This is a genomic window from Sphingobium sp. V4, assembly GCF_029590555.1.
Lineage (GTDB): Bacteria > Pseudomonadota > Alphaproteobacteria > Sphingomonadales > Sphingomonadaceae > Sphingobium.
This window is the reverse complement of sequence record NZ_CP081001.1, coordinates 515946-533724: the sequence shown is the minus strand read 5'-3', so window position 1 is coordinate 533724 and position 17779 is coordinate 515946. Positions and strand designations below refer to the sequence as shown.

The window sequence follows — 17779 nt, the reverse complement described above, 5'->3', positions numbered from 1 at the left end:
GCTTACGCATTCCATGACTTGCTTGCGAAGGGTTGTTTCTTTGACAAAACGACTCTTCCGTCGGCGTCAAATGCGATGGCTGCCAAGCCAGGTTTCTCACGGAACGGCATTTGACTGTCGTTGCCGAAATAGGTCTGCCACCATTGCCCGCTACTATCGCGAAAGACGTTGCCACCTCCGCCGCCCGATGGTCCTTCGTGCCGCCCGCGATAGGGACCGAGCAGCTTGTCGGACGTGGCGAACATGAAAGAATAGCGGCCTTCGAAAAAGTCGCAGCAGCCTAGATAGTAGCGGCCACCCGACTTGAAAATCGTTGCTCCCTCGAAGCCGACGCGCGCTTTGGGCGGCAGTTCGGGTTTCGCATGATCGATCGACGCCGCTGGCATGTCGTACACGATCTGCTGCCAGTCCCCGACGAACGCGCTGAAGTCGCGCTTCACCTCGCGGATCTGCGCGGCGGCGCCATAAGTCAGGTAGATGCGTCCGTCCTCGTCCTCGAACAGCGTTGGATCGATGCCACCCTTGATGGGGGTGTCCTGAACCACATGGACATAGGGGCCGTCGGGCTTGCCGCTCGTGCTCTTGAGAATTGCCATGCCGACGCCACTGATGCAGTGGCATAGATAGTAGGTTCCGCCAATGAAATGGATCTCCGGCGCCCAGATCGTGCGGAAGGGCACGCCCTCTCGCATTGTCCAGTTTTTCTCCCAAGTGCCGTCGCGATCAATGCTCCATACTAGGCCGAGATAACGCCATGCCTTCAGGTCAGTCGAGGAGTATAACTCTATACCATCGTTCAACGCCCAGCAGTTGTCGCCGGTCGTCCCAGTCATATAATAGGTGCCGTCTCCGCCAATGCAGATGACTGTGTCGCGGATGTGGACGTCCCAAATCGGCCGCAGAGGAGGCATCAAGCCCTTAGCGACCGCTGAACCACTATCGTCATTGGCCCACGGCGCAGTCGGGTAAGAGCGCGGTACCGGCCCCTTATATTTGACGTCGCTTAAGCCCGATACCCAACCGCCCCGCGCTGTAGTGTCAGTGACAGCTTTTCCAGGACCGCTGATACCGGAGTAGGGCCAATAATCCTTAGCCGGTGCAGGCACAACGCGTCGGCTATTATCGACATCGTCACGCTTAGGGGCGCCAGGTTTTGGATAGCGACTGTAGACGAACTTCCTTTCCAGTGCTCCTGCAGGAATGGCTATGGTGGCCGCGCTCGCAGCACAGCCTGCAAGCAGTGCACGCCGGCTCAGTTTATAACGCATAGCCTCTCCCTATTTTCATTTGCACCCAACCCGCGCCGTATTCAGGCACTCATGCCGGGCCCATTCGACAATGACGTTGAAATCGCCTGCGCGTTGCAGCCCGTGCAGACCGAAAGTACGGATAAATTGGCTGATTTGCTGCAATCTCGACAATAGATTGCGCAACCTTCAGCAAGGCTTGAAACTGCAGATCATCGGTTCTGGCGGCTGTGCGCAACGCTGATTCCCCTATCCATGATGGCTTTTATCCAGGCCTCAGGCCAACAATCAACAAAAATGTTCCGCCATTTGGTTTTGTAGTTCACAATGTGACATGAATCTGAAGCCTGTTGCTAAGTCGGATTTCTACTTGCGATCTTGACCGAGAAGGAAGTGGAGTTGCCCGGCAGCTCCTATTTGAGAATGGAAGGCCTCAGTGTGTCAATCGGCGTCCAAACGGGACCCCCAATCGGCGCGCAAAAGGGACCCCCTTTCAAAGATGGTACGACGGTCGAGGAATGCTCCTTGCGCTGCGCGCGGCGTAGGGAGGGCGGAGCCCGACCGGAGGCGCGCGCAGCGCAAAGCATCTTCATCCCGACCTGCGGCGAGGATCAGTTTCGGTTCTTGAAGCGCCAGCTGTCATTGCCGGTCTCGATGATGTCGCAATGATGGGTGACACGATCGAGAAGAGCGGTGGTCATCTTGGGATCGCCGAACACGGTCGGCCATTCCCCGAACGCCAGGTTGGTCGTGATGATGACGCTGGTTTGCTCATAAAGCTTGCTGACCAGATGGAACAGCAACTGCCCGCCTGAGCGGGCGAACGGCAGATAGCCAAGCTCGTCCAGAACGACGAGATCAAGCCGGGAGAGCTGGGCGGCAAGCGCGCCGCTTTTGCCGATCCGGGCTTCCTCTTCGAGACGGGTCACCAGATCCACGGTGTTGAAGTAGCGCCCCCGCGCTCCGGCGCGGACGACATTGGCGGTGATGGCGATGGCCAGATGGGTCTTGCCGGTGCCTGTGCCGCCGACAAGGACGACATTGCGCCGTGCAGGCAGGAACGCGCCGCTGTGTAGCGAACGGACCAGCGCCTCGTTGATCGGCGTCCCCTCGAAGTGGAAGGCATCAAGGTCCTTCACCACCGGCAGCTTGGCGGCTGCCATCCGGTATCGGATCGAGGCTGCGTGGCGGTGGGTTGCCTCCGCGCGCAGCAGATCGGTCAGTATCTCCATCGTCGTGCGCTGCCGCTGAAGGCCGGTGGTAACGGCCTCATCGAACGCGCCAGCCATCCCCTTGAGTCCAAGCCCGCGCATCGCGTCGATCATGTCATGCCGCTGCATGGAAGTTCCTCAGTTGGTCGTAACGGGCACAGTCGGCGATCGGCGGATGCCGCAGGGCATTGTCCTCCGAAGTGACGATCGTCAGCGGTCGCGGCGGTTCGCGGCGCCGTGCCAGGATGTTGAGGATCAGATCGTCGCTTGCCGTGCCGGTCGCCAGCGCCTCCCGCACGGCGGCCTCGACGAGTTCCAGACCGTCGGTCAGCACGGCCGCCAGCACGCGCACGAACCGCCGGTCAGCATCATCGCTGTTGCCCAGCTTGCGGCGTAACCGAGCCAGTGCTGGCGGCAGCTCCCAGTCCTGGAAGGGGGCGCCGTTGCGCAAAGCGCCGGGCTTGCGGGCCAGCACCGGCAGATAGTGCCAGGGATCATAGATCGTGCGGTTCCGCCCGAAGAAGCGGGGATGCTCGGCAACGACCTCATCATCGCATCGCACGACAATGCGGTCGGCATAGGCCCGGACCTGCACCGTGCGTCGTGCCACCGTTGAGAGAACCGAGTATCGGTTGCGATCGTAGCTGATCAGGCAGGTGCCCGACACGCCATGCTCGCTCTCGTTGAAGCCGTCGAACGGCCCCAGCATCGGTTGCAATGCAGGGCGTTCCATCTCCAGCATCTGCGCCACGGTCTGTTCGCCCTGCTCAGGATGCGCCTGCCGTTCGGCCCAGCGCCGGCACTCGGCTTTCCAGCCAGCCATTGAGCTCCTCAAGGCTGGCGAACCGCAAACGGGGCTGGAAGAAGCGCCCTCGGATCGTCTGCACCTGGTTCTCGACCTGGCCCTTCTCCCAGCCCGCCGCCGGCGAGCAGGCCGTGGGCTCGACCATATAATGGTCGGCCATGATCAGGAACCGCCGGTTGAACACCCGCTCCTTGCCGGTGAACACGCTCGTCACCGCCGTCTTCATATTATCGTAGATGCCGCGCTTGGGCACGCCACCGAAAAAGGCAAAGCCGCGCGCATGCGCGTCAAACAGCATCTCCTGGCTCTCGCGGGGATAGGCCCGGACATACACCGCCCGCGATGCGCACAGCCGCATATGCGCGACCTTTACCCGCATCGGCTTGCCGTCGATCTCGACATCCTCGTGGCTCCAGTCGAACTGGTAGGCCTCGCCGGGCTGGAACAGCATCGGAATAAAGGCAGTCGTCCCATCGCCGACATTCCTGCGCCGCTCGACCTTCCACCGTGCCGCATAGCGACGCACGGCATCGTAGGAGCCTTCGAAACCCTCACGCACCAAAAGGTCGTGGATACGGGTCATCCGAAGCCGGTCACGTCGGCCCAGCAACTCATTCTCTTCCAGCAGCACATCAAGACGATCATGAAATGGACCAATCCGCGGTAGCGGCTGAACCTTGCGTCGATAATCAAATGCGCCTTCCGGCGCCCGGATCGCCTTGCGGATCACCTTCCGCGACACATGCAGATCACGCGCGATCGCCTTGATCGCCTTCCCGCCGGCATACTCACGCCGGATACGAACCACTGTCTCCAAAACCAACATCCCGATCTCGCCGCATGAACTTCCACGCGACTGTGTAAGCTATCGAAATGAGGGGTCCCTTTTAGACGCCGATCACCCCGCTAACGGGGTCCTTTTTGCACGCCGATCCACATCAATACCGTGAAACCGGAACTTCACCCGCCACAGATAGGAGCCAGAGGGCGAGACAAGTAGGTACAGACCCTTCTCGTCAGCGACCTTGTAAGGCTTCTCCCTGGGTTTGAGGGCATTGATCTGAACCGTTGTAAGCATCTGGGGGCCTCGACTCAAAAATGTCAAAAAGGCCCCCAATTCGAGGCCCCCAAATCACCCGGATAGGGGTGGATAGGAGCAGACGACACCGGAAAGCCGATGCCCAATTATACCAGTTTTTCAGGGGTTTTTCGAGGTTTCAGGCCCCTCGAAAAGGGCAGATCTGGTGCCGCTTACGTGACTCGAACACGTGACCCCATCATTACGAATGATGTGCTCTACCAACTGAGCTAAAGCGGCGTCGGGGCGGGCTGATAACAGCGGTTGGGGCGACGCACAAGCCGGCAAATTGCATCGGTCGCATCCTTTTATGGCGCCGCCGCATTTACCCCCCCTTTACCATCCCGTGCCAATGTCGAGTCCTGAGGAACGATTTTGACCTGTGTTAGGGACCGACCGGATGGACACTCTGCGGGGGCGCGACGTCGCCAACGACCAGGATGATTTCGATCATGCCGATGATGCGGCGATCGAGACACCGCCGGCCGTCGGTTCGGACGAACGGCGGATGCAGGTGCGCGCCTATAATTATTGGGCGTCGCTGCTGGGTGATCGCGCGCTGCCCTCGATCGAGGATCTCTCGCCCGAGCAACTGGAGGATTTCGGTCCCTACAGCGTCCTGCTCGACTTCAGCACGGGGATGGAAAATCCCGCGGTCGCCTATCTCGGCTCGGCATTGCGCCAGGAATGCGAGATCGAGGGTGCGATCGGCTTCATCAACGACGTGCCGGCGCGTTCGCTGCTGTCGCGACTGACCGACCATTATCTGCAGATCATCGCCAATGCCGCGCCGATCGGGTTCGAAGCCGAATTCATCAACCAGCGCGGCGCGGAAATCCTCTATCGCGGCATATTGATGCCCTTTTCGTCCGATGGCGACACGATCGACTTCGTGTTCGGCGTCATCAACTGGAAGGAAGTAGCGACCGACGACGTGCTCCAGTCGCTGGAGCAGGAAGTCGGCGAAGCGCTGCGCACCGCGCCCGCGCCCGTCCCCGTGACGCCGGTCTGGGCCGACGGCCCGGCCAGCGCGCCCGCTTCGACCTTCGATGCGGACGAGGAGGATGACGACACGCTGGACCTGGCCGGCATGGAGTGTCCGGGCGACGACGCCTCGCTGGCCGACTGGCTGGCGCTGGCGCGCGACGGCGCCGCGCGGGTTCGGATCAGCGAGGCGCGCAGCCATGCCGCCCTCTACCGCGCCGTCAGCCTGGCCTATGATTTCTCGCTGGTCGCGCGCGCCCGGCCCGACGATTATGCCGAACTGCTGGCCGACTATGGCATCAAGGGGCAGGCCCGCAGCCCGATGACCGCTGTCATCAAGCTGGTCTTCGGCGCGACCTATGACAAGACGCGCATCACCGAATATGCCACCGCGCTCGAACATGCGTTCGCTAATGGCCTGGGCGTCGGAAAATTCGCCGAATATCTCGCCACCTATGTCGGCGGGCTGAAGGCTGTGGTCCGCGACGAGCGCGCGCTGCGCCGCTCCGCCCAGCCTGCACGTCCCGACAAGCGCCAACTGGCCCGGACGGCAATGAAGGCGGCCGCCCCGCTCGATCCGCTGGCGATCACGACCGATGCGGACGGGTTCGCGGTGGTGGTGGCCCGCCGCGAAGTCGACGGCTCCCTGTCGCTGGTCGGCGCCCTGCCCGAAGATTCAGACCTTGGCCAGCGCGTAATCGCCGCCGCCGCCCATTGACGATCGCCCCGGCATCTCTGGCCGTCGCGCCGCCGTCATTCGCCGCGAAATGCTTTCCCGCCGTCCGGATCGGCGCTCGACAGGCCCGCGCTCCGGATTCATAGTCGCGACCATCCACACAGCCCCGCCGCGAGGCGCAGGGCCGTTTGTGCGATGCATCATATTATTTCACGCGCTGGAAATTTTGTTTCACTCTCGACTTGAGCCGTCCGCCACTCGGGCGCATATAGGCGCTCCAATACCGGGGAGTCGCATGGCGGCCATCCAGCGTCTCCTCCGTTTCGACAGGCAAGCGGGGCCCACCCGCGCTGAGAGGTGAGCGAATGACGGCGCTGGCAGATACGAAGATCAAGGAAGTCGACACATTCATCCGCGAGGCGCTGGAAGAAGCGCTGGCGCGCAGCGCCCTGCCCGGCGAACGGGAAGGGTTCGACAGCGCGGCCGTCGCCGCGGCGGCGGCGTTCCTGGGCCGCACGGCCAATGGCCGCAAGCCCGGTGTGCCGGCGATTGCCGTCGAAACGCTGGGCGAAGGCGCGACCGGCCGCTTCATGCGTATCGCCCTCGTCAATGACGACATGCCCTTCCTGGTGGATTCGATCGCCAACACGCTGGCGGCCGCCGACATCACCATCCACCGCCTGCTGCATCCGGTGCTTTCCGTCGCGCGCGACGGCGCGGGCGCATTGTCGGCGATTCTGGATGACGACGCGCCGGGCGCGCGCCGGGAATCGATGATCTATATCGAGGCCGACCGGGCCGACGCCAAGGCGCGCCGGGCGCTGGAAAAGGCGCTGGAGGACACGCTCGCCGACGTGCGCGCGACCGTCGCCGACTGGGCGCCGATGCAGACCGCCATGGCCAATGATGCCGATGCAGTGCCCGATGAGGAAGGCGCCGCGCTGCTGCGCTGGTTCCTCGCCCGCCACTTCACCCAGGTCGGCCATGAAATCATCCGCCGCGACGGCAGCAGCGTGGCCCGGCTGGGCATCTGCACCCGTCATGACAAGCCGCTGATCGCACCTGCTTCGCTGGAGGCCGCCTTCGTCTGGTTCGAGGAGGGCAAGCGCACGCCGCTGATCGTCAAGTCGAGCCGCCTCTCGCGCGTGCATCGCCATGTCCTGCTCGACCTCGTCATCGTGCCCCTGCGCGAAGGCAGGGAGGTGACGGCACTGTCGATCCATGCCGGCATGTGGACCAGTTCCGGCCTGTCGGCGACCCCGGACAAAGTGCCGCTGCTCCGGTCGGCCCTGTCCACGCTGATGGACAAGTTCGGTTTCGATCCGGCCGGCCATGCCGGCAAGACTCTGGCTCATGCGCTGACCGCCCTGCCCCATGACATCACCATCGGTTTCGATCGCGAAACGCTGGAGCGGCTGGCGCTGACCTTTATGTCGCTCAGCGACCGGCCGCGCCCGCAGCTGGCGCTCGCCACCAGCGCGCTCGCACGCCACCTCTACGCCTTCGTCTGGCTGCCGCGCGACGAATTGTCGACCGCGCGCCGCACCGCCATTCAGGACATGCTGGCCCGGGCGGCGAACGGTCCGGTGCTCAGCTGGTCGATCGCGCTGGAGGAAGGCGGCCTCGCCCTGCTGCGCATCACGCTCGACCTGCGCGATGGCGGCGTCGTGCCGGATGACGCCGCGCTCGACCAGCAGCTCAAGCAGATGGTGCGCGGCTGGGTGCCCGCCGTGGAGGAAGCGCTGGCCGCGACCGAGGAAGCGGGCCGCGCCGCTGCGCTGGCGCAGCGCTTCGCGCCGGGCTTTCCCCTCGCCTATCGCAACGGCGCCGGCCCGGTCGAGGCCGCGATCGACATCCGCTTGCTCCACGGCCTGTCGGGCGCGGGCGACAAGTCGATTCGCATCTACCGCAATCCGGAGGACAGCGCCGAACGGCTGCGCCTCAAGCTCTACAGCCACCACACCACGGCCCTATCCGAAGTCGTGCCCGCCTTCGAGAATTTCGGCTTCCGCGTGATCGAGGAGATGACGACGGCACTCGAAAATGGCGGACTGGGCCATGTCCAGCGCTTCGTGTTGGAACTGCCCGCCGGTGGCAACGCGCAGGCGGTGGTGGACCGCGCCGAAATCGTGACCGAAGCCATCGCCCAGGTGCTGGAGGGCCATGCCGAAAATGACCGGCTGAACGAACTGATCGTGACCGCCGGCCTGACGCCCCGTTCGGTGGTGCTGTTCCGCTCGCTCTACCGCTATCTGCGCCAGACCGGAATGGCCTATGGCATGGCGACCGTCGCCGAAACGCTGCGCCGCGCACAGGATGTCGCTGCCAGCCTCGTCACCCTGTTCGAGGCGCTGCATGATCCCGCCGCGCGCGACGGCGCAAACGAGAGGATAGCGCAGGCGCAGGCGGCGATCGACGCCGGCCTCGACCATGTGACCGCGATCGACGAGGATCGCGTGCTGCGCCTGCTGCGCGCGGTCGTCACCGCCACGCTGCGCACCAATTTCTTCAGCAAGGCAGCGGCAGAGGCCATCGCCTTCAAGCTGGACAGCGCGCAGATCCCGGGCCTGCCCGCCCCGCTTCCGTGGCGCGAAATCTGGGTCTATTCCCCGCGCGTCGAGGGCATCCATCTGCGCGCCGGCCCGGTGGCCCGCGGCGGCTTGCGCTGGTCCGACCGGCGCGACGACTTCCGCACCGAAATATTGGGCCTGATGAAGGCGCAGCGGGTGAAGAATGCCGTCATCGTGCCGACCGGCGCGAAGGGCGGCTTCTATCCCAAGCAATTGCCCAATCCGCAGATCGACCGCGACGCCTGGCTGGCGGAAGGCACCGAAAGCTACCGCATCTTCATCCGCGCCCTGCTGTCGGTCACGGACAATATCGTCAACGACAAGGTGAAGCACCCGCCGCAGGTGGTCATTCACGACGGCGAAGACCCCTATTTCGTGGTCGCCGCCGACAAGGGCACGGCGACCTTCAGCGACGTCGCCAACGCCATCGCGCTCGACCGCAAATTCTGGCTGGGCGACGCCTTCGCCAGCGGCGGCTCCAACGGCTATGACCACAAGGCGATGGGCATCACCGCGCGCGGCGCGTGGATCAGCGTCCAGCGCCACTTCGCCGAAATGGGCGTCGACGTGCAGAACGAACCGGTGCAGGTCGTGGGTTGCGGCGACATGTCGGGCGACGTGTTCGGCAACGGGATGCTGCTCAGCAAGTCGATCAAGCTGGTCGCTGCCTTCGACCATCGTCACATCTTCTTCGACCCCGCACCCGATCCGGCCAGGAGCTGGGACGAACGCAACCGGCTGTTCCAGCTGCCCCGTTCCAGCTGGGAGGATTATGACAAGTCGCTCATTTCCGCTGGCGGCGGCGTCTTTTCGCGCAGCCTGAAAAGCGTGCCCCTGACCCCGGAAGTCCAGGCAATCCTGGGCGTGACCGAAACGGAAATGGAACCGACGGCGCTCATCTCCGCCATCCTGAAGGCTCCGGCCGACCTTCTCTGGTTCGGCGGCATCGGCACCTATGTGAAGGCCGCCGCGCAAAGCCACGGCGATGTCGGCGATCCGGCCAACGACCGGTTGCGCATCAATGCCGAACAGCTGCGCGTAAAGGTGGTCGGCGAAGGCGCGAACCTGGGCGTCACCCAGGCCGGCCGCATCGCCTTCTCGTTGCAGGGCGGCCGCATCAACACCGACTTCATCGACAATTCGGCCGGCGTCGACTGCTCGGACAATGAGGTCAACATCAAGATCGCGCTCAACAAGGAAATGGCCGAAGGCCGCCTGCCCTTCGAGGAGCGCAACCGGCTGCTGGAAAGCATGACCGACGCGGTGGCCGACATCGTGCTGGAGGATAACCGCCTCCAGGCGCTGGGCCTGTCCATCGCCGAAGCCGGTGGCGCCGCCGACCTCGCCTCCTATGTCCGCCTGATCGAGACGTTCGAGGAAAGCGGCCGGCTCGACCGGCAGGTGGAGGGGCTGGCCGCCAACGACCAGTTGCTGCGGCGTGGCCAGGACGGCCAGGGGCTGACGCGCCCCGAACTCGCCGTGCTGCTGTCCACGGCCAAGCTGGCGCTTCAGGATGCGATCGAACAGGGCGACCTCGCCACCGACGTGACCATGGGCAGCGAACTCGCCGCCGCCTTCCCCCCTGCCATGCAGCAGAAGGAAGCCGACGCGATCGCCGCCCATGCGCTGAGGAAGGAGATCATCGCCACCAAGGTCGCGAACCGCATCGTCAACCGCCTCGGCCTCATCCATCCCTTCGAACTGGCGGAAGAGGAGGGCTGCTCGCTCGCCGATCTCGCCAGCGCCTTCCTGATCGCCGAACGTCTCTACGACATCGGCACGCTGTGGGCGGACATCGACGCGGCCGAGATGTCCGAAGGGGCGCGCCTTGCCCTGTTCAGCGATATTGCCGGGGGGATGCGCGCGCAGATCGCCGACATATTGCGCGCCCTGCCCACCGGCACGCTGCCGGCGCAGGGCCATGAGCGACTGGCCGCGGGCGTCGGCAAGCTCGCCGCCCAGGTCGACGACCTGCTGACCAGCGAGGCGCAGCGGCGCACCAATGCCGTCACCGACCGCCTGCTCGGTCTCGGCGCGCCCGAAGCGCTGGCGCTGCGCACCGCCGGGCTGTTCAAGCTCGACGGCGCGGTGGGCATCGCCGCGCTCGCCGCGCGCATGGACGTGGACGAAATCGCACTCACCCGCGCCTTCACCCATCTGGGCGAAGCGGTCGGCATCGACTGGGTCCAGTCCGCCGCCGCGCGGATGGAGCCGACCGATCCCTGGGAACGCCTGCTCATCTCCGGCGTCGCCCGCGACATGCAGCAGGTACGGCTCGACTTCCTCGCCCAGGGGAAGGGCCAGGACATCGCCACCCATGTCGAGCAGTGGCTCCAGGCCAAGGGCGCGCGCGTCCGCCAGTTCCGCACGCTCGTCCAGCGCGCCAAGGCGGCCGCGACGCCCAATGTCGCGATGTTGGCCGAAATCGCGGGTCAGGCGCGCGGACTGCTGGGGCGCTAATCTCCCGGTCATGAAAAAAGGGGCGCCCTCCATGAGGATGGCGCCCCTTTTTTGTGGAGTCGGATGACTTTACGTCGTTCCGTCGTTTCCAATCCGCGCGCTTATTGCGGCTGGTCCGTCTCCGGCTCATTCATGTCCGGTCCGTCCCGATCCGGGATCGTCACCTTGGGCGCGTTCTTCTTGCCCGGCGTCGGCATATCCTCGCCATAGATGGGCACGATCGGCTCGGCCGGCGCGCGCCCATGCAGCGCGTCGATCTCCGCCTGCCGCTGCTTCAGATACAGCTCGCGATAGACCGTATAGGGGTCATCCTCCTTGCGGATCGCCTGGATCGTCTCGTCGAAAGCAGCGCGCTCGCCCAGCTGGTTGAGGATCGTCGTCGGGAGGACATAGGCCGGCCGGGTAAAGGGATCGCCGGCGATGAAGGGCAGCACCATCTTGTCCACCGTATCGCCAATGATGTCGCGCAGCGTGGTCGGGCCGACGATAGGCAGATACATATAGGGACCGGGCTTCACGCCATAATAGCCCAGCGTGTTTGCAAGGCCGTTATTCCGGTGGGGCAGGTGGAAGGGCTTGCGCTTGGCGACATCGAAGAGGCCCAAGAAACCCAGCGTCGAATTGACGCCGAAGCGGCCGACCGTCTCCGCTGCCTTGCCCGGCTTGAACTGCAACAGATAGGCGGCGGCGACCACTGGCTCGCCCAGATTGGAGAAGAAGTTGCGCAACCCCTTGCGCACCGGACGCGGCAGACCCTTGTTATAGGCCTTGGCCACCGGCTCGACGACCGCCTTGTCGACCGACTGCACCGCTTCGAAGCTCTTGGCGTTCAGCTGTTCCAGCGGATCGCCCTTGGGCGCGCCCTTCTCCCCGGTAACGACGATGTCCTGCGTGGCGCCGGCCCCATTCGCGGCCGGCGGAACGGTCGGCACGACGGGGGGTGGCGGCGTTCCGGCAGCGGGCGCGGTGTCCTGCAACGCCGCCCCCTCGGCAACGGCGGCCATGGCCAGTCGCGGTGTCTCGGCTTCCGCCTGCGCACCCATCATCATCATTCCCGCAGCAACGGCCGGCAGCAGCATAGTGTCATCCCAATAGCGGCCACCGCTTGCTCTCCTGAAGAGCGGCCCGATCCACAGCCCCGACATCCCGGCGTTATTCCGCCTGTCTTACATCCGGCAAATATTTCGGCTAGTTGGGATGGACCTGCCCGTCAATAGCGGCGCAAGGGCGCCTGTCGCCCCCGGCGCTGCGTCCGCCGCACAAAAAGTCCGTCATACATTTTGATACAATTTGGCGACTGCGACTCGTTTGCAATTGCGAGGCGTTCGCGTTATGCGGTCGGCCTCGTTTTTTGCAGGACCAGTCCCTTCCCGATGCACGGAACCGCCCGCATCCACCCGCCCAAGAAGAAGAGCGCCAAGGCCTTCTGGCTGAAGCAGCTCCACACCTGGCATTGGGTCAGTTCGGCGATCAGCCTCATCGGCCTGCTGCTCTTCGCCTTCACCGGCATCACGCTCAACCACGCCGCCGATGTCGAGGGCGCGCCGCAGACCGTGGAGAAAAACGCCACCCTGCCCGCAGACCTTCTGAAACAGCTCGCTTCCGATGATGCGCCCGACGCGAAGAAGCCGCTGCCCGCCCCGGTCGCCGCCTGGGTGGAAAAGGCGATCGGACAGAGCGGCGCGGGCGTGGCGGAATGGTCCGCCGACGAAGTCTATCTTGCCCTGCCGCGCCCCGGCGGCGACGGCTGGATCGCGATCGACCGGGTGAGCGGCGACGTGACCAGTGAAAGTACCAGCCGCGGCTGGATCAGCTACCTCAACGACCTGCACAAGGGCCGCAACGCAGGCACCGCGTGGAAATGGTTCATCGACATCTTCTCGGTCGCCTGCTTCCTCTTCGCCCTCACCGGCCTGCTGCTGCTCCAGTTGCACGCGAAGAGGCGCCCGACCACCTGGCCGCTGGTCGCGGGCGGCCTCGTCATCCCGGCGATCCTCGCCATCATCTTCATCCATTAAGGGGGACCATCCATGCAGATCCGCCACAGCTTGGCCCTGACCGGCACGGCGGCGCTCGGCGCGCTCGCCGCGCCCGCCAGCGCCCAGACGCTGAACCTCAGCGTCACCATCCCGCGCCTGTCGGTCGCCGAATATCACCGCCCCTATGTCGCGATCTGGATCGAGAAGGAGGGCGTAGCTCCCCGCAGCCTGTCGGCCTGGTATGATTATGACATGCGCAATGGAGAGGGCACCAAGTGGCTGCGCGACGTGCGCCAGTGGTGGCGCGCTTCGGGTCGGGCAATGAAGTTTCCGGCCGATGGCGTGACCGGCGCAACCCGCGCGCCGGGCGACCAGAAAATCGCCTTCACCGCCGGCAAGGGGCCGCTGGGGCTGCTGGCGCCCGGCAATTACACGCTGCTGGTTGAGGCCGCGCGCGAGGTAGGCGGTCGCGAAGTCGTCCGCCTGCCCTTCGCCTGGCCACCGAAACCGGGCGCCACCGTCAAGGCGCAGGGCGGCAGCGAACTGGGCGCCATCACCCTCACCTTCGGCAAATAAGGGGAAGAAAGCCATGAAAACCAGGTTTCTGATCGCGGGGGCGCTTGCCGCCCTGTTGCTCTCGGGCGCGGCGCAGGCGCATCGCCAATGGATGATGCCGTCCTCCACCACCCTGTCGGGCAATGAAAGCTGGGTGACGGTCGACGCCGCCGTTTCCAACGATCTTTTCTATTTCGAACATTTCCCGATGGCTACGGACAATATCAGCGTCACCGAACCCGACGGCGCGGCCGGCAAGATCGAGAATGCGGCCAAGGGGCGCTATCGTTCGACCTTCGACGTCCACCTGACCAAGCCCGGCACCTATCGGATCGCCAATGCCTCGACCGGCATCATGGGCAGCTACATGCTGAACGGCAAGCGCGAGCGGCTGCCGCGCGGCACTACCAAGGACAAGCTGGCCAGCGCACTGCCCACCGGCGCCACCGATGTGCAGGTCGCCGAAGCTTCCAACCGCAACGAAATTTTCGTGACGCTGGGCGCGCCCACCACGACCATCTTCAAGCCGACCGGCGAAGGCATCGAACTGGTCCCCGTCACCCACCCCAACGACCTCGTTTCGGGTGAGGCGGCGACCTTCCAGTTCCTGCTCGACGGCAAGCCCGCCGCCGGCCTCAAGGTCACGGTCATTCCCGGCGGCATCCGCTATCGGGATGCGCTGGGCCAGATGGACCTCATTGCCGACAAGGACGGCAAGCTGTCGGTGACATGGCCGCAGCCGGGCATGTACTGGCTCAACGCCAGCATCGGTGGCGGACGCGAAGGTGGCGAAGGCGGCCCCGGCGGTCCGGGCCAGGCCGGTCCCGGTGCGGGCGCATCGCCCGCGCCGCGGCCGCAGGCGCCGGCCGGCCCGCCGCAGCGCCGCGCCTCCTACATCACGACGCTGGAGGTGCTGGCGCCCTGAACGCCGGCCACCCGCACGGCCTGCGCATCGCGATCGCGCCCGACCTTTCGCCCGAGCAATTCCTCGGGCGACAGCGTCAGGGCGCGATCGTCGCATTGGGCGGCCCCACCATGGGGACGAGCTGGTCGGCGCAGATCGTCGATCCGCCCGAAGGCTGCGCGGCCGAGATCGAAAAGGTGCTGACGGGCATCATCGACCAGATGAGCAACTGGGAGGCGAACTCCGCCATCAGCCGCTTCAACCGCCTGGCGGTGGGCGAATGGATGCCGCTGCCGGCGGACCTGCTGACGGTCTTGCGCGCCGGCCTCGACATCGCCCGCCTCTCGGACGGCGCCTTCGACCCCGCGATCGGCCGGCTCGTCGACCGCTGGGGCTTCGGCCCCGACGCGCAAAGCTTCGACGCCGCCGTCATCCCCTCCCCCTGGAGGCGGATCGAAGTGGATGGAACCCGCGCCCGTCGCACGGTCGACGTCTCGCTCGATTTCTCCGGCATTGCCAAGGGCTTCGCGGTGGATGCCATCGCCGCAGCCTTGCGGGCGATGGGCGTCGCCAATTTCCTGGTCGAGATCGGCGGCGAGTTGCGCGGCGACGGGATCAAGCCCGACATCCAGCCCTGGTGGGTCGATGTCGAAGCACCGCCGGGCCTGCCCGTGCCGACATTGCGCATCGCCCTCTCCGGCCTCGCCGTCGCCACCTCGGGCGATTATCGCCGGTATCGCATGGACCGCGACCGCCGCCTTTCGCACAGCATCGACCCGGCGACTGGCGCACCGATAGCGGAGGGCGTCGCCTCCGTCACCGTGCTGCACGACAGCGCCATGCTGGCCGACGCCTTGGCCACAGCCATCACCATTCTCGGCCCTGACCGGGGCATGGCCCTGGCCACCAGCCACGCCCTCGCCGCCCGCCTCGTCCTGCGCACGGATGCGGGCGCGCAGGAATATATGACGCCCAGGCTTGCGGCGATGCTGGACTGAGAGGCGGCGTTGCAGACGCAGCCGCGCCGTGACCGCGTTCAACCACCCGGCCGCCTCCGCACCTCCGTCACCCGACGGTTGGCGTCCAGCGCGATCAGCAGGTCGGCGCGTCCCGGCATCTCGGCCAGCATATGGCGCGTGATCCGTTCATAATGCTGGATGAAGCGCGCCACCTGCGCCGCGTCCATCACGCCCGCGCCGCCCCGCGTGCGCAGCGCCTCCTCCTGCTGGTTCCGCCAGCGCTCCACCACCGCGAAATCGGGCGCGGCCAGCAGCGCGAGCCGGTCGATACGGGCGAACAGCCGCTGATACACCCCCGCCAATGCCGCATTGACGAAGCAGCGCCAGCGGCCGTCCGCATCCTCGCGCGCCTCCAGCGGGTTGACGGGCACGGCCAGCGCCGCCCGCTCCTGCGGCCGCGCGCCGACGCACCAGCCCTCCAGGATCAGCAGCCGGGTGGCAGCGGGCGCGAGATCCCATGCGCTTTCGGGCAGGCGATCGTCCATCGCCTTGTCGAACCGGGGCAGGCCCGCCGCCTCCCCCCGCTCCAGCGCGGCGATCAGTGCCAGCCCCAGCGCGACATCATGCGTCCCCGGCACCCCGCGCGTCCGCAGCAGGGGATGGACCGTCCGCGCCAGCGCCGCGCGTTCCGCCGCGGTGCGGTAGAGATCGTCGATCGACAGCAGCGCACAGGCCACGCCCTGCGCCGCCAGCCGGGCCTTCAGCGCCACCGCCAGCGTGGACTTGCCGCTGCCCTGCGCGCCGGCGATGCCCCACCACCAGGCCATCGGCCCGCGCGGCCAGCGCCTGCGCGGCCAGCGCGCTCGCCGCATCCAGCGCATCCGCCACGCCCGGCCCTACCCCATCGCCACCAGCAGCTTGTCGATCTTGCGCCCGTCCATGTCGACGATCTCGAAGCGCCAGCCCTGGTCCTCGGCATAGTCGCCCACTTCGGGCAGGCGCTTGAGCAGCCACAACGCATGGCCCGCCACGGTGGCGTAGTCGCGATCCTCCGACAGGTCGATGCCGATCCGCTCGGCCAGCTGGTCGATCGGCATCTGGCCGGATACCAGCAGGCTGCCATCTTCGCGCTCGACCACGTCCGGATCGTCGAACACGTCGCGGTCCGACGCGAAATGGCCCGCGATGGCGGACAGCAGGTCGGCCGGGGTCACGATCCCCTCGAAATGCCCATATTCGTCATGCACCATCACCATCGGCACGTCGGACCGGCGCAGCACCTCCAGCGCGTCCATCGCATCCACCTGGTCGGGCACGATCTCCGCCCGGCGCATCAGCGTCTCGACGTTCAGCGGCTCGCCCCGGAACAGCGCGGTCATGATGTCGCGCGCCTGGACGATGCCGATAATATCCTCCACCGACCCGCGCCCCACCGGCAGGCGGGTGTGCGGCGTGTCGAGCAGCTTGGCGCGGATCGTCTCCTCGTCGGCGCCGATGTCGATCCAGTCGACATCCATGCGCTGGGTCATCACCTCGCGCACCGGCCGGTCGGCCAGCCGCACCACGCCGGATATGATCGCCCGCTCGCTTTCCTCGATGATGCCCGACCGGCTCGCTTCCGCGACGATCAGGTGCAATTCCTCGGCGGTGACATGATGTTCCGATTCGCGGTCCAGCCGCAGCAGCTTGAAGATCAGGCTGCTCGACCCGTCCAGCACCCACACGATCGGCGCGGTCAGTTTCGCCAGCCACTGCATCGGCCGGGCGACGAAGACCGCGATCGGCTCGGGCGCGCGCAACGCGAACTGCTTGGGCACCAGCTCGCCGACGATCAGCGAGGCATAGGTAGTAAGGCCGATGACCAGTGCGAAGCCCGCATTTTCGGCCAGGTTGGGCGACAGGCCCAGCGCCTGCAACCGCTCGCCCACCGGCCCGCCCAGGCTCGCGCCCGAATAGGCGCCCGCGACGATGCCGATCAGGGTGATGCCGATCTGGACGGTGGACAGGAACTTGCCGGGGTCCGCCGCCAGAGCCAGCGCCGCCCGCGCGCCCTTGCGCCCGGCCTTCTCCATCGCCTGGAGCCGGGGCTTGCGCGCCGACACGATCGCCAGTTCCGACATGGCGAAGACACCGTTCAGCGCCACCAGCGCCAGGATGATGACAAGGTCTGCCCAGGGAAAGGGCGTGGGATGGGGAGGGGGGATCGTGGCCATGGCGGTCAGTGACCCCCTATAGACGCTAATCTTTCAATTTCACAACATCGGCATCATCCACAGTTCAGTTCGCTTGTGGAACAAAGCGCTTGGCTCGGCCATTGAGGGGGGCATCCGCTCCACGGGGCGAATAGACAA

General features: G+C 65.7%; 11 protein-coding genes, 1 tRNA gene and 2 pseudogenes. 6 read left to right on the top strand and 8 right to left on the bottom strand.

The genetic code is table 11. From position 1 onward, the window contains the following. Positions 1–2: 2 nt before the first annotated feature. The 5 genes and pseudogenes from K3M67_RS02695 to K3M67_RS02680 form a co-directional block, all read right to left on the bottom strand. Complete coding sequence (locus tag K3M67_RS02695) at positions 3–1268, bottom strand: family 43 glycosylhydrolase (RefSeq protein ID WP_285832182.1); 1266 nt, start codon at positions 1266–1268, stop codon at positions 3–5. A gap of 590 nt (positions 1269–1858) precedes the next feature. Then, the gene (istB, locus tag K3M67_RS02690) at positions 1859–2587 is read right to left on the bottom strand and encodes an IS21-like element helper ATPase IstB (protein WP_062734565.1); all 729 of its coding nucleotides are present in this window, start codon (positions 2585–2587) and stop codon (positions 1859–1861) included. Next, positions 2574–4089 (bottom strand): annotated as a pseudogene (gene istA / locus K3M67_RS02685) (IS21 family transposase). Before istA ends, istB begins: the two are co-directional and overlap by 14 nt. Positions 4090–4161: 72 nt before the next feature. Continuing rightward, positions 4162–4341, bottom strand: coding sequence for an Arm DNA-binding domain-containing protein (locus K3M67_RS21920; protein WP_353051162.1), 180 nt, complete (start codon positions 4339–4341; stop codon positions 4162–4164). Between the two features lie 164 nt (positions 4342–4505). Then, positions 4506–4581: transfer RNA gene (locus K3M67_RS02680), tRNA-Thr, on the bottom strand. A gap of 160 nt (positions 4582–4741) precedes the next feature. Here K3M67_RS02680 and K3M67_RS02675 point away from each other — a divergent pair. Then, on the top strand, positions 4742–6043 hold the full coding sequence (locus K3M67_RS02675; RefSeq protein WP_285832181.1) for a PAS domain-containing protein: 1302 nt from the start codon (positions 4742–4744) through the stop codon (positions 6041–6043). A gap of 323 nt (positions 6044–6366) precedes the next feature. After that, a complete protein-coding gene (locus K3M67_RS02670; protein ID WP_285832180.1) occupies positions 6367–11031 on the top strand; it encodes an NAD-glutamate dehydrogenase in 4665 nt (1554 codons plus the stop codon). Between the two features lie 101 nt (positions 11032–11132). Here the strand turns inward: K3M67_RS02670 and K3M67_RS02665 are convergent, their stop codons facing one another. Then, a complete protein-coding gene (locus K3M67_RS02665) occupies positions 11133–12110 on the bottom strand; it encodes an MlaA family lipoprotein (RefSeq protein WP_285832179.1) in 978 nt (325 codons plus the stop codon). Between the two features lie 294 nt (positions 12111–12404). Here K3M67_RS02665 and K3M67_RS02660 point away from each other — a divergent pair, with 294 nt between their 5' ends. The 4 genes from K3M67_RS02660 (at position 12405) to K3M67_RS02645 (ending at position 15467) form a co-directional block, all read left to right on the top strand. Continuing rightward, on the top strand, positions 12405–13049 hold the full coding sequence (locus K3M67_RS02660; RefSeq protein ID WP_285832178.1) for a PepSY-associated TM helix domain-containing protein: 645 nt from the start codon (positions 12405–12407) through the stop codon (positions 13047–13049). A 12-nt stretch (positions 13050–13061) separates the two neighbouring features. Then, entirely contained in the window at positions 13062–13586 is a 525-nt protein-coding gene (locus K3M67_RS02655; RefSeq protein ID WP_285832177.1) for a DUF2271 domain-containing protein, read from the top strand. Between the two features lie 13 nt (positions 13587–13599). Then, a complete protein-coding gene (locus tag K3M67_RS02650; RefSeq protein ID WP_285832176.1) occupies positions 13600–14490 on the top strand; it encodes a DUF4198 domain-containing protein in 891 nt (296 codons plus the stop codon). A 110-nt stretch (positions 14491–14600) separates the two neighbouring features. After that, a complete protein-coding gene (locus tag K3M67_RS02645) occupies positions 14601–15467 on the top strand; it encodes an FAD:protein FMN transferase (RefSeq protein ID WP_285832175.1) in 867 nt (288 codons plus the stop codon). Positions 15468–15505: 38 nt separating this feature from the next. On the opposite strand, the pseudogene K3M67_RS02640 reads toward K3M67_RS02645, so the two are convergent. Further along, positions 15506–16286: pseudogene (locus tag K3M67_RS02640) on the bottom strand (kinase). Between the two features lie 38 nt (positions 16287–16324). Further along, the gene (locus K3M67_RS02635; RefSeq protein WP_066859952.1) at positions 16325–17641 is read right to left on the bottom strand and encodes a hemolysin family protein; all 1317 of its coding nucleotides are present in this window, start codon (positions 17639–17641) and stop codon (positions 16325–16327) included. Positions 17642–17779: the final 138 nt, after the last annotated feature.